14 protein-coding genes are annotated in these 13,087 nt (G+C 42.3%); 10 read left to right on the top strand and 4 right to left on the bottom strand.

Going from position 1 to position 13,087, the window contains the following annotated elements; genetic code table 11:
* The first annotated feature begins 8 nt into the window (after nt 1–8).
* Together HC733_RS01210 and ruvX are read left to right on the top strand one after the other, a co-directional pair.
* Entirely contained in the window at nt 9–566 is a 558-nt protein-coding gene (locus HC733_RS01210; RefSeq protein WP_190363236.1) for a YqgE/AlgH family protein, read from the top strand.
* Nucleotides 567–574: 8 nt separating this feature from the next.
* A complete protein-coding gene (gene ruvX / locus HC733_RS01215; protein WP_190363237.1) occupies nt 575–1,021 on the top strand; it encodes a Holliday junction resolvase RuvX in 447 nt (148 codons plus the stop codon).
* A gap of 1 nt (nt 1,022) precedes the next feature.
* On the opposite strand, the gene HC733_RS01220 is transcribed toward ruvX, so the two are convergent.
* The 3 genes from HC733_RS01220 to HC733_RS01230 are packed head-to-tail and all read right to left on the bottom strand — an operon-like array spanning nt 1,023 to nt 4,053.
* Complete coding sequence (locus tag HC733_RS01220; RefSeq protein ID WP_238937394.1) at nt 1,023–1,901, bottom strand: hypothetical protein; 879 nt, start codon at nt 1,899–1,901, stop codon at nt 1,023–1,025.
* Nucleotides 1,882–2,997 (bottom strand): PilT/PilU family type 4a pilus ATPase, encoded by a 1,116-nt coding sequence (locus HC733_RS01225; protein WP_190363238.1) that lies wholly within the window; start codon nt 2,995–2,997, stop codon nt 1,882–1,884. The genes HC733_RS01220 and HC733_RS01225 overlap by 20 nt, the downstream gene beginning before the upstream one ends.
* 12 nt (nt 2,998–3,009) lie before the next feature.
* A complete protein-coding gene (locus HC733_RS01230; protein ID WP_190363239.1) occupies nt 3,010–4,053 on the bottom strand; it encodes a type IV pilus twitching motility protein PilT in 1,044 nt (347 codons plus the stop codon).
* Between the two features lie 30 nt (nt 4,054–4,083).
* On the opposite strand from HC733_RS01230, the gene HC733_RS01235 reads away from it, so the two are divergent.
* From HC733_RS01235 to HC733_RS01265, 7 genes are all read left to right on the top strand, one after another.
* Nucleotides 4,084–4,779, top strand: coding sequence for a YggS family pyridoxal phosphate-dependent enzyme (locus HC733_RS01235; RefSeq protein ID WP_190363240.1), 696 nt, complete (start codon nt 4,084–4,086; stop codon nt 4,777–4,779).
* A 14-nt stretch (nt 4,780–4,793) separates the two neighbouring features.
* Nucleotides 4,794–5,615, top strand: coding sequence for a pyrroline-5-carboxylate reductase (gene proC, locus HC733_RS01240; RefSeq protein ID WP_190363241.1), 822 nt, complete (start codon nt 4,794–4,796; stop codon nt 5,613–5,615).
* Nucleotides 5,616–5,625: 10 nt separating this feature from the next.
* Entirely contained in the window at nt 5,626–6,159 is a 534-nt protein-coding gene (locus tag HC733_RS01245; RefSeq protein WP_190363242.1) for a YggT family protein, read from the top strand.
* 12 nt (nt 6,160–6,171) lie between these two features.
* Entirely contained in the window at nt 6,172–6,609 is a 438-nt protein-coding gene (locus HC733_RS01250) for a DUF4426 domain-containing protein (RefSeq protein ID WP_190363398.1), read from the top strand.
* 6 nt (nt 6,610–6,615) lie between these two features.
* Nucleotides 6,616–7,209: an XTP/dITP diphosphatase gene (locus HC733_RS01255; RefSeq protein ID WP_190363243.1), complete on the top strand. Its 594-nt coding sequence runs from the start codon at nt 6,616–6,618 to the stop codon at nt 7,207–7,209.
* Nucleotides 7,206–8,342 carry a radical SAM family heme chaperone HemW gene (gene hemW, locus HC733_RS01260; protein WP_190363244.1) on the top strand — a complete coding sequence of 379 codons (1,137 nt, stop codon included), beginning with the start codon at nt 7,206–7,208 and terminating at the stop codon, nt 8,340–8,342. Before HC733_RS01255 ends, hemW begins: the two co-directional genes overlap by 4 nt.
* Before the next feature lie 78 nt (nt 8,343–8,420).
* Nucleotides 8,421–10,250, top strand: coding sequence for a DUF885 domain-containing protein (locus tag HC733_RS01265; RefSeq protein ID WP_190363245.1), 1,830 nt, complete (start codon nt 8,421–8,423; stop codon nt 10,248–10,250).
* Nucleotides 10,251–10,329: 79 nt separating this feature from the next.
* Here HC733_RS01265 and HC733_RS01270 read toward each other — a convergent pair whose 3' ends face one another.
* The gene (locus tag HC733_RS01270) at nt 10,330–11,799 is read right to left on the bottom strand and encodes a HAMP domain-containing sensor histidine kinase (RefSeq protein ID WP_190363246.1); all 1,470 of its coding nucleotides are present in this window, start codon (nt 11,797–11,799) and stop codon (nt 10,330–10,332) included.
* Nucleotides 11,800–11,916: 117 nt separating this feature from the next.
* Between HC733_RS01270 and dctP the strand changes: the two genes are divergently transcribed.
* Nucleotides 11,917–13,044 (top strand): TRAP transporter substrate-binding protein DctP, encoded by a 1,128-nt coding sequence (dctP, locus tag HC733_RS01275; RefSeq protein WP_190363247.1) that lies wholly within the window; start codon nt 11,917–11,919, stop codon nt 13,042–13,044.
* Nucleotides 13,045–13,087: the final 43 nt, after the last annotated feature.

A 13,087-nucleotide genomic window follows, 5' to 3' on the forward strand; every position in this document is an offset into this window, starting at 1 on the left:
CTATATATATGCAATCATTAGAAAATCACTTTTTAATTGCAATGCCTAGCTTGCAAGACCCATTTTTCAAGCACACTGTGACTTATATCTGTGAGCACAATGAAGATGGAGCCATGGGACTGGTGGTAAACCACCCCATTGATGTCACCGTTGGAGAGCTATTAGATAAAATAGAGATCGACAACGATAAGAGTGCCTCAGCTGCTGCAGAACAAGTTTTTGCTGGTGGACCTGTGCATACTGACAGAGGGTTTGTGTTACATACACCAAAACCGGGTTACTCATCTAGCCAAGAGCTTAGCTCTGACATTATGATCACCACCTCTAAAGATGTGCTTGCTTCGTTAACTTCAAGTGCCCGACCAGAGTCTTTTCTCATCACCTTGGGCTACGCAGGTTGGGAACGTGGCCAATTAGAAAGAGAGCTATTGGAAAATTCTTGGTTGGTCATTGAGGCGGACCCTGCAATCATATTTAACACGCCGCCTGAGCAACGCTGGGAAAAAGCCGTGCAAATGCTCGGTATTGATGCAACTCAATTAAGCTCTCAGGCAGGACACGCTTAGAAGTAGTTATGACAAAAAAAGAACCAGCTCGCCCTGGCGAGCGCACTGTAATGGGCTTTGACTTTGGCACCAAGAGTATCGGCATTGCCGTAGGGCAAGAACTCACCGGCACAGCAACAAGCCTAGGCGCAGTAAAAGCCAAAGATGGCATTCCAAATTGGTCTGATATCGCAACACATATTGAGCAATGGCAACCAGACTTACTCGTGGTAGGTCTGCCGCTGAATATGGATGGCACAAATCAACAGGTTACTTTTTCAGCTAAAAAGTTTGCCAACCGCTTACATAACAACTATCGATTGCCCGTTGAAACTCAGGATGAACGTTTAACAACTGCAGATGCCAAAGCAAGACTGTTTGAACAAGGTGGCTATCGCAACCTTGGCAAAGGCAATGTAGACAGCATGTCGGCAGTGATCATTTTAGAAAGTTACTTTGAGAGCTTGTGGCAATAATTTAATGAGCAGGTTTAAGAACCTGCATTTTAGACCAATCTGGTACAAACCCAGCTTGTTCATAGGCACGTTTGATCAGTCCCTTAGCCCTTAATTTAGCAAGACCAATCTGCAACGCAGCAAAAGCACGTTCTCCATCGGGGTGGCGTTTTGAAACAACAAAATGGCGACTTCCATCAAGCAGCACCACCCATTTGGGATGTGCAACAAGGTGAATCCCCTCCAATTTATACTCATTGTTTTTTTCTGGCATTAGTGGCATCAGCATAAAATCAACCCACTGCATACTCACCATACGAGCTTGAGCAATCCACTCGTGCTCTATGACATGACTTTTAAGAGGAAGTTTTTGTAGCGTATCCCAATCGGTGCGCCATCGTGGTGTACTTACTGCGCTAAGCGCTTTTAACGCTTCAAATCCAGCCAAAGCAGTTACTTTGGTGTTATCCGGCGAATAGTAAAGCCCTGCATAATATTCACCTTGACGGATCACAGGCTCACTAATGAATAGGTACTGCTGCAAAGGTTGCGCGTCAGCCAGCCAATAACTATCAAAGCTAAGCAATAATTTGCCTTGCTCCAACAGTTTGGTGTTCCTAAAATTCACATTACCCGCTTGATATTCAAATGACTTTTCAAAGCCACCTAATATCAAGGCTTTTTGTAACAGAATCATATCAACAACATCGCGGCGAATATAATCGCCGCTAAAGCTATCTATCTGTGCAACCGTTCGGCCGTTCAAAAAACGTAAGTAATCAGCGTACACATCGTCTCTGATAAACATCTGAACTGCATCTTTTGCAGCTACATTAAATGGCGCTACCAAACACACGCTAATGAATGAAGCGCTAAATAAGCTACTTTTTATCGAGCCCATCAACCGTGACTCCTTGCAAAAAACCAGCGCCTTGCTGCTCATTGTTTTGCAATTTGATCATCAGCCTCAAGTCATTCGGTGAGTCAGCATGATGCAGCGCATCGGCATAATTAATACGTTGCTGCTTATACAATTCAAATAATGCCTGATCAAAGGTCTGCATACCCATTTCTTTGGATTTTGCCATGGCCTCTTTGATAGACCCTACGTCTCCTTTTTTAATTAATTCGGCAACTAATGGCGTATTGAGTAAGATTTCAATAGCAGCCTCGCGCCCCTCTCCCTTCGATGAAGGTATGAGTTGCTGAGCTACAATGGCTCGCAAATTGAGAGCCAAATCATACTTTAGCTTGTCGTGCTTTTCTTTGGGCACCAGATGCATGATTCGGTCAATCGCTTGGTTAGCGTTGTTGGCATGCAAGGTAGCAACACATAAGTGACCGGTTTCGGCAAAGCTTAGCGCATATTCCATAGTTTCTTGTGAGCGAATTTCTCCAATCAAAATAACGTCTGGAGCTTGGCGTAATGAGCTTTTTAGTGCCGATTCGAATGTTTCTGTGTCAATGCCCACTTCACGTTGGGTGATAATGCTTTTTTTGTGCTCATGAACAAATTCAATGGGGTCTTCAATGGTCAGAATATGACCGCGCTGATTGCGATTTCGATAGCCAAGAAGAGCCGCCAAAGAAGTCGATTTACCGGTGCCTGTGCCACCTACGAACAACACCAAACCTCTTTTTGACATAATCACATCGGTTAATACCGATGGTAAGCCAAGCTCTTGAACGTCAGGAATTTGAGTGATGATCCGACGGATCACCATACCAGCGCAATCTCTTTGCCAAAAAGCAGAAACACGAAAACGCCCCAAAGATGTGACTATCGCAAAGTTACATTCTTTGTGTTCATGAAATTGTGTTTTTTGCTTGTCAGTCATAATCGACTCAACCAACTCAAGCGATTTGGCAGCGTCTATTGGGTCATCTTCTAACGGGCGCAGCTCACCATCTATTTTGGCACTGATAGCCAATCCCGCAGACACAAAAAGGTCTGACGCTTGCTTATCAACCATCATCTGCAAATATTTATCCAACATCACCAGTACTCCTTAAAAATTCCGCTGATTATGATCATCTTGCGCCTTACCGGGAATATCTTGTTGCGATATTATTCCTCTGTTGACTAGATTGCTCAGACATTGCTCCATCGTCTGCATCCCGTGAATGGCGCCAGTTTGGATAGTTGAATACATTTGCGGAATTTTATCTTCACGGATCAGGTTACGGATTGCAGGTGTACCTAACATAATTTCATGCGCTGCAATTCGCCCACCGCTGACTTTTCTGACCAAGGTTTGCGAAATAACAGCTTGTAATGATTCCGAAAGCATCGAACGAACCATGTCTTTTTCTTCACCCGGAAACACATCAATAATACGGTCTACCGTTTTTGGCGCAGATGTGGTGTGCAACGTCCCAAATACTAAATGCCCCGTTTCAGCCGCTGTCATGGCCAAGCGTATGGTTTCCAAGTCTCGTAATTCGCCCACTAAGATAACATCGGGGTCTTCACGTAAAGCACTCCTGAGCGCTGCATTAAAACTACGTGTATCACGGTGAACTTCCCTTTGGTTTATGAGGCATTTTTGATTTTTATGTACAAACTCAATGGGGTCTTCAATGGTCAAAATATGATAGTGTTGCGTGGCATTAATATGATCAACCAACGCGGCTAAAGTGGTCGACTTACCAGAGCCCGTGGGGCCTGTTACCAACACCAAACCTTTTCTATATTCGGCTATCCTGCGAAAAATATCAGGTGCACCTAAGTCGTCTAAACTAAGCACCGTTGAGGGGATGGTACGAAATACCGCAGCAGGTCCACGGTTGGTATTGAACGCATTAACACGAAAGCGAGCTAAATTAGGCACTTCAAACGAAAAATCTACCTCAAGATTTTGCTCATAGTCTCTGCGCTGGTTATCATTCATGATATCGTACACCAGATTGTTAACGTCCTTCGCTTCAAGCGCAGGAATGTTAACACGGCGCACATCGCCATCAACGCGGATCATCGGCGAAACGCCAGACGATAAATGTAAATCGGAGGCTTGGTGTTGCACACTAAAAGCCAATAACTCAGTAATATCCATGTATGACTCCACTACGAGCGTAATAATAATATGGTTACAATAGCAGAACGACTTGACTTGGCCTACGCCCGAGTAGAAAAAGCCGCCCAACAGCGTACACTTGAACATTCAGATGCTCATCCTGTTACTATTCTAGCAGTTTCTAAAACAAAACCTGTTGAACTGATTGAACAAGCCTATGAACATGGACAACGCCAGTTTGGCGAATCATATGTACAAGAAGCGGTAGATAAAATCCTTCACCTCAAAGATAAAAAAGATATCCAGTGGCACTTTATTGGCCCTATCCAATCTAACAAATCACGCTTAGTTGCAGAGCACTTCGGCTGGGTTCAAAGTGTTGATAGATTAAAAATCGCCAGACGTTTAAATGAGCAGCGTCCCAACAACCTAATGCCGCTAAACGTACTTATCCAAGTTAATATCAGTGCTGATGAAAATAAATCAGGTTGTCGTTTAGAAGAACTTGATGAGCTTGCCGATTTTATTCATAACAGCCGCCAACTGAACCTCAGAGGGCTGATGACTATCACTGAACAAACCGATGATAAAAATAAACAATTACAATATTTCCAGCAAATGAAAGCTTGCTTTGATAGACTAAAGGACCAATATCCTCAGCTAGATACCTTGTCGATGGGTATGAGTGGTGATTTAGAGCTTGCGGTTGCAGCTGGCGCCACTATGGTACGCATTGGCACTGATATTTTTGGCTCAAGAAAATAAGGTAAGTACGCGCTATGTCTAATAAAACAATTGCATTCATCGGCACTGGTAACATGAGCTATGCAATCATCGGTGGCATGATCAAAAATGGCTTTGCCCCACAAAGCATTATTGCCACCAACCGCAACCAAGACAAACTTGCTAAAGTAGCTGCCGACTTCCAAGTACAAACCACCTCTGATAACAATCAAGCACTACGCGATGCAGACGTGATTGTGTTGTCTGTAAAACCACAGATGATGGCACAGCTATGTCAAAGCTTTATTGACTCTGGTGTTGATTTCAGCGACAAGTTATTTATTTCTGTTGCGGCAGGCATCACAGTGTCTCGATTAAGAGAAATGCTGGCTAAAAAAGTAAAAATGGTGCGCTGTATGCCAAATACACCTTGCCTATTGGGCAGAGGCGTATGTGGCTTGTATGGTGCTGATATCAGCAGTGATGAACGTGACTATGTTGAACAAGTATTCTCTGCCACAGGCATTGCTACATGGGTAGAGCAAGAGTCACAAATCAATGACATTATTGCCGTAACAGGCTCCTCTCCGGCTTACTTCTTTTTATTTATGGAGGCAATCGAAGAGAAAGCCAAGGCGCTTGGGTTTAGCGATGAACAAGCGCGCCAATTGGTGCAACAAACAGCGTTAGGCGCAGCTGAAATGGCCGTATCGCAAAGCGATATCAGCATTGCGCAATTACGTGCCAATGTTACTTCTAAAGGTGGAACAACCCATGCTGCGGTTGAGCACCTGAAATCACACAATTTATACTCGACAGTAGCCGGTGCAATGGATGCTTGTATTGCCCGTGCTGAAGAAATGGAAAAAGAACTTTAAAGGTTAATTTATGAACGCCATGCACTTTTTAATTGGGATCGTGTTCGATCTATTTTTAATGGTTGTATTGTTAAGATTTTGGTTACAACTTGTTCGCGCTGATTTTTACAACCCACTAAGCCAAACGGTCGTAAAAGTAACCTCTTTTGCGGTCAATCCGCTTCGAAAAATTATTCCTGGCGCAGGTGGTCTTGACCTAGCGTCTTTATTGCTGGCGTTCATAGTAGGCTTTGCTAAAGTATCTTTATTGATGGTGCTTTTTTATGGCGGCTGGAATCCTCTTGGTGCATTTATCCAAGGTGCCATAACTGTGCTTAAAGAAGCATTTTCACTCGTATTTTGGATCCTTATCATTAGGGCTATTTTAAGTTGGGTTGCACAAGGCTATAACCCAATCGCTGCAGTGTTTGATCAACTCACAGAGCCAATGCTAAGACCAATTCGTAAAGTCATTCCGCCGTTGGGTGGTTTAGACTTGTCAATTTTGGTGTTGCTCATCGGCATGCAGTTTTTACAACTGCTGGTGATGGACTTACTCAGTTAGGAGCAATACATGATGAAAAAGTACATCTCTTTTGCCTTGCTATTACTGGCGTGTGCATTTGCACAAGCAAGCACAGAGCAAGGTGGACAGTTCAAAAACTTAGGTCCATGGCAAGTGCATTACATTGCGTTTCCATCCACCTTTATTCAACCAACGATTGCTAAAGCATATGATTTAGAGCGGAGTAACTATAAAGCCGTTGTTAATATTTCAGTGCTCAAAAACAATGCTGAAAAAACTGCGCAAAAAGCCGTTTTAACAGGCGAAGCGCGCAATTTAATTGGCAATAAGCAAGAGTTGGAATTTAAAGAAGTCATCGATGGTGATGCCATCTATTACTTAGCACAGATTGATTTTAACAACGAAGAAACTTATCGCTTTACCGTTAATATTGCCCAAGGCAATAACCAACAAGTGTTAAAGTTTCAGCAAAAATTTTATGTGGATTAACCAAGTATGACCCAACAAATTGTCTTAGCAACGGGTAACCAAGGCAAAGTAAAAGAGCTCGCTAGCATGCTTAGCGAGCTCAATATTGAGGTACTTCCTCAAAGCCAATTTAATGTGCCAGATGTGCCTGAAACTGGGACCACCTTCGTAGAAAATGCCATCATCAAGGCACGCCATGCGGCCAAAGTTACGGGGCTGCCTGCGATTGCTGATGATTCTGGCTTAGAGGTTGATGCCCTAGACGGAGCACCGGGTGTTTACTCTGCACGATACGCAGGTAATGATGCCAACGACCAAGACAATATTGACAAGCTACTCAAAGCACTTGAAGGACAAACTAAACGAACAGCGCGCTTTTGGTGTGTACTCGTTTATATGCGTCATGCGGATGACCCAACCCCATTAATTTGCCAAGCAAGTTGGGAAGGTGAGATCACAACCCAACAACAGGGGCGCGAAGGTTTTGGTTATGATCCTGTCTTTTTTGTGCCAACACTTAACTGTACAAGTGCCGAATTGTCAAAAGAGCAAAAGAATGCCATCAGTCACCGAGGTCAAGCGCTAAACATGCTTGTTAAGCAATTGCAGGACCGTACGTGAAATTACCGCCGTTAAGTTTATATATACACGTTCCTTGGTGCGTACAAAAATGTCCATACTGCGATTTCAACAGCCACAGTTTAAAGGGCAAGATACCTGAACAAGAATATGTACAGCATTTGCTAAATGATTTAAAAGCAGATCTGTACTTTGTGCAGCAAAGAAAACTGCACAGTATTTTTATTGGCGGTGGAACCCCTAGCCTACTCTCAGCCGATGCATATGATTATTTGCTTAAAGAGATAAATAAGCTCATTGAATTTGAACAAGATATTGAGATAACGCTGGAAGCCAATCCGGGAACCGTAGAAACAGACCGCTTCAAGCATTATGTTGGTGCAGGTATTAATCGAATTTCAATTGGCGTGCAGAGCCTCCAAGCTGATAAATTAAAATCTCTTGGTCGTATTCATGGTGAGCAAGAAGCAATCAATGCAGCAAATGAAGCCAAACACGCTGGTTTAAAGTCGTTTAATATGGATCTAATGCATGGTTTACCGGATCAAACCTTAGCCGATGCCCTAAGCGACTTACAACGTGTGATTGACTTAGCACCTCCTCATATTTCTTGGTACCAATTGACCATAGAGCCCAATACCCAATTTGCCTCTAAGCCACCGATACTTCCTGAAGATGAAACCCTGTGGGACATTCAAGAGCAAGGCCAAGCGCTGCTCGCACAAGCGGGCTACCAGCAATATGAAATATCAGGCTACGCAAAAGCGCTCTACCAATGTAAGCACAACTTAAATTATTGGCAGTTTGGCGATTATCTCGGGATCGGCTGTGGTGCTCATGGCAAAATTACACAACCAAGTAACGGGTCAATTATTCGTACGGTAAAAGTTAAACACCCTAGAGGGTATATGGATTTAACCAAACCTTATTTATACGAAAGTTGGCAAGTAGAACCACAAGATAGGCCCTTTGAATTTGTGATGAATTGCTTTCGTTTGCAGCAACCATGTTCAAAACAAGCGTTTGTTGACTATACTGGCCTTGCACTTGTTGATATCGAAAGCCAAATAAACCAGGCACAAAAAAATGGCCTGTTGCTCGATCAAGGTGATTCATGGTTAGTTACAAATAAGGGCCACAGATATTTAAACGACCTGCTACAATCTTTTGTTTAGATTAGTCAATTAATCACCGACTATCGTTCAAATTTAAGACTGAGCCTTCGGCTCCTAAATAACAATAAAGGTAAAACAATGCGTAAACTCACTATTATTGCTGCAGCTATCAGCGTAGCGTTATTAGGTGGTTGTCAGCAAACTGCTGAAAAGCCAGCTCCTACACAACAAGTTCAACAAGTCGAACAAAGTGAAGTAGAAAAAGCCAATGCGTTTTTTGAAGAAGTATTTATGCGCGGTGTCATGCGTAGCCCTGTTTATCAAACCTATATGGGTATCAAACAAGACTACGATAAGTGGGACGATGAGAGCGAAGCTCGCGACCTTGAAGATTTAGAGCTGACCAAAAAAGACTTAGCAACATTAAAAACTATCGACCGCAATAAGTTAGATGCAGCAACTCAAGTTAGTTATGACTTGATGCAACAAAATTTAGAAAATGAAATTGCTGATTTTAAATGGCGTTACCACAGCTACCCAGTAAACCAAATGTATGGTACACACTCTATGGTGCCAGCATTTTTAATCAATCAACACCAAATCACTGATGTAAAAGATGCTCAAGCATATATTTCGCGCTTAAATGGTGTACCTAAAGTATTTGATCAACTTATTGATAATTTAGAGATCAGAGCAGATAAAGGCATTATTGCGCCTAAGTTTGTTTTCCCACATGTCATTGAATCAAGCAAAAACATCATTGTTGGTGCGCCGTTTGAAAATGGTAAAGATTCTACTTTGTTAGCTGACTTTAAACGTAAAGTTGACAAGCTAAGTATTGATGATAGTGAAAAGTCAGCACTTATTGCACAGGCAACTGAAGCACTACAAGTGGCTGTTAAGCCAGCCTATAGCAAGCTTATTAACTATCTTGCACAGCTAGAAAAGCGCGCAGATGACCGTGATGGTGCGTGGAAATTCCCTGACGGTGAAGCGTACTTCAACAATGCGCTTGCTCGCACAACAACCACAGCGTTAACTGCAAAAGAAATTCACCAAATTGGTTTGTCTGAAGTGGCTCGTATCCATGATGAAATGCGTGCGATTAAAGATAAAGTTGGCTTTAAAGGCGACTTAAAAGCATTCATGGAATTCATGAAAACCAACAAACAATTTTACCTGCCAAATACCGACGAAGGTAAAGAGCAGTACCTAAGTGAAGCAACTGCACTTATCGACAATATGAAGTCTCGCCTAGATGAGCTATTTATTGTTAAGCCTAAAGCAGACATGATTGTTAAGCGCGTTGAAGCATTTAGAGAAAAAGCCGCTGGTAAAGCTTTCTATCAACAGCCAGCTCCAGATGGCTCTCGCCCAGGTATCTACTACGCAAACCTGTACGATATGGAAGCGATGCCTACTTACCAAATGGAAGCATTGGCTTACCATGAAGGTATTCCAGGGCACCACATGCAAATAGCAATTGCACAAGAGCTTGAAGGTGTTCCTAAGTTCCGTAAGTTTGGTGGTTATACCGCTTACATTGAGGGATGGGGTTTATATTCTGAGTTAGTGCCTAAAGAAATGGGCCTATACGAAGACCCTTACTCAGACTTTGGTCGTTTAGCAATGGAACTATGGCGTGCCTGCCGATTAGTGGTAGACACGGGTATTCACGCAATGAAGTGGACTCGCCAAGAAGGTATTGATTACTACGTAAACAATACGCCGAACGCGAAATCTGATGGCGTGAAAATGGTTGAACGTCATATCGTTATGCCATCTCAAGCAACGGCTTATAAGATTGGTATGTTAAAGATTTTAGAGCTTAGAGAAGCGGCAAGAAAAGAGCTGGGTGATAAGTTTGATATTCGCCAGTTCCACGACGTAGTGCTGAAAAATGGTCCTGTGCCATTGAATGTATTAGAGCGCTTTGTTGACGAATGGGTCGCAAGCAAAAAAGCATAATAGCTTAATTGTAAAAAATTTGAAAGGCTGCTGATCGCAGCCTTTTTTATGTCTTTAAAAGCAAAATCAGCAACGTCAGTTAGGGCGAATTACTGAGATCTTGTTTATGCATCTTAGTCTTACGACAAGGCGATGCTAGTTCAAACCGAGTATTTTCCAATACAATATGAATACAAGCCCCACCATGTGCTGGACTTTGGATCTTGAATTCGCCGTTTAGTTTATCCGTTACCAAATGGTGGATAACACTTAACCCTAAACCATGTTTTCCAAAGTTTTGTCTTGAGTTTAAAGTCGGTTCAGCCAGAATTGGCAAGAGTTCGCTATCGATCCCCGCACCATCATCTTTAAAATATAGATGTAAGTAATCATTCACAACCATCGCAGAAACGACTATGTGTAACACTTTATCACCGCACTTTGCATGTTTAACGCTATTGCTTATGCAGTGGTGATAAATTTGTTCAAACACCGCTGGGGCACTTTGTAGCTGTAAGTTATCGGGGATCTCATAACTAACATGGAACTGCTCTTGTACCAGTGCTTGGCTATGACGTGCAAACACCGCTTCAACAAGTTCTTTAAGGTTAAATTCAACTTCAATATCAAACTGATGAAAATTGGATATTTGTTCAAAATCAGCCAAAAGATCATAAACATTTGCCAGTTCAACATCTAATTGACCCAATATCTGGCGAGATTTATTGTGTAATTGCGCCTCTTGCTCCTCGCTGTTCTGACCATTGGCTAGCTTATTAACGATTGTGGTGAGGCGCTTTTGATGTGTTGCCGCATGCTCAATGATCTGCAGTAAAGACTTTGAAAATCCTTGAGTCATGCTCCCCAAGGTTGCCTCTTGTGCTTCTTCAATAAAGCGCGAATGCACTTCATCTAGCCTCGTTGATAACACATCAACAAAATCAAGTAGCTCTATTAATTGAGACTCGGCAGCTAAATGCCCATAAAAATGTTCAGGTATTTTATACGAATGTGAGCTGATAACTTTATGTAATACTTGCTCTGTCAGCTCAATGCTATGAGTCAACTTTTTATGAAGACAATACAGCAACGCGCCCCACAAAGTCATTGCCACCAACAGCAATAGCCACCACTTATAATCATCTTGCCAAGCTGCCTCTAGGTTGTCGGCTGCCACTGTAGAAAATGCCAACAGCAATGCATTATGCTGGCGCAATACATCTTTATTATCAAACCAAGTATCGTTATCTAAGCTTTCTAAAAGCGCTATTTGTGCTTCAAGCTGCACAACAAAGGCTTCATCAAACGCTAATAAGCTGGGGTTTTCTATCAAAGCAGCTCGAAACTGTCTTAGTGCTTTCGTATACGCTGATAAGCCATCTTGTGAATTGGTCATTGCAGCTTTGCTGTATTGCACATTATGGAATAAATTATGTAGGTGATTTAGCCGCTTTTCAGTATTTAAGTGCTGATAAGAAGAAGATAATAGCAACCATGTAATGAAAATACATACCACACCTCCGCCAAACAGTACCCACTTAAACATTAGCTTTGATTGCGAAATTTGCATAAATAGACTCTGAACAATAAGTTATGTAACTAAGCTTAGTAAATAAACCGCTTAACACCAATCAGAGCAACTTCTCTGCTAAGCTTAGATAACTATCCAGTTGGTGCCGTAAGTTGTATGACCCCAAAAAAAGACAAGTATTGCAACAGGATTAATAAAACTCGTCGGACATTTGCGAAAAAATTAGCCTTACTTGGTGCGGGGCTAGCTTTACCTATGCCCATGTGGGCAAATGAACAATGTAATAATCTACACGGCTCTGAGCTTGATAAATGTAATAAGGCGCAAGTACATATGGTGTTTGCTTCTCCTTATGACACAAACCAATGGCGCTCATCTCCGCACATGCATCAGCAACTCAAAAAAAATATTGAACAATTTAGTGAAGGTAAAATCTACTTTGATATTCAGCATAACGGTGTATTAGGTGTAGGAACAGAGCTTACTGCTTTGGTCGCCAGAGGTTCTATCCATGGGGCGCTCATTTCCGTATCAAACTTAACGCCTATCTTAGGCGCATTAGATATTTTAAACGTTCCATTTTGGTGTTCAGAAAGGCATAACTACCTGAAACTAATTACGTCGAAAATTTGGCAACAGCAGATCATCGCAAAGATCCATCAACAAGGTAAATTACAAATTCTGATGCATTATTTACCCGGTACACGCACGGTAACTTCAACGAAGCATTACGGTAAAACCATAAAAACGCCCCAAGATATGCGTGAGATAGTATTTCGGATCCCTGCTAGTAAAGTTTTGCAACAATTCTACGATCTCTGCGGTACCTCTCCCGTTCAGGTCCCGTGGAAAAAAGCCGCGACCTTAGCACAAGGTGGTCGTATCGATGCACTTGACCCTTCAATTGTTGGCCTATTTAATGGCCCAAATAATCTCAAAGAGCATCTAGGTGTTGTTTCGCAAATCAAAAGTGTACAAGACGGTTGGCTATTTGTTGTAAACCAAACCTGGTTCAATAGTTTATCAACTAAATTGCGAAATGCCTTACATGATGCTGCGCAACAAACTTTTGAGCAACATCTAGCGCAGATCCCTCGTATAGAGCGTTATTGTGAACTTGGTTTAAAACAACTCGGTACAAAAGTCTACACGCCATCAGTTGACGAAATGGCGCAGTGGCATGCCATCGCAGGCCATCAACGTCCTCAGTGGCAGCCTTTCAAAAAAGCCCTGCTAGGTGATGAAGCCTTATTTGGAAAGTTCTTCGATGCTGCACATGATTAATACCAATCCGCAATAACACTTAATCATTTTGAAGGATTAAACC

Source organism: Pseudoalteromonas sp. S16_S37, from assembly GCF_014694405.1.
Taxonomy (GTDB): Bacteria; Pseudomonadota; Gammaproteobacteria; order Enterobacterales; family Alteromonadaceae; genus Pseudoalteromonas.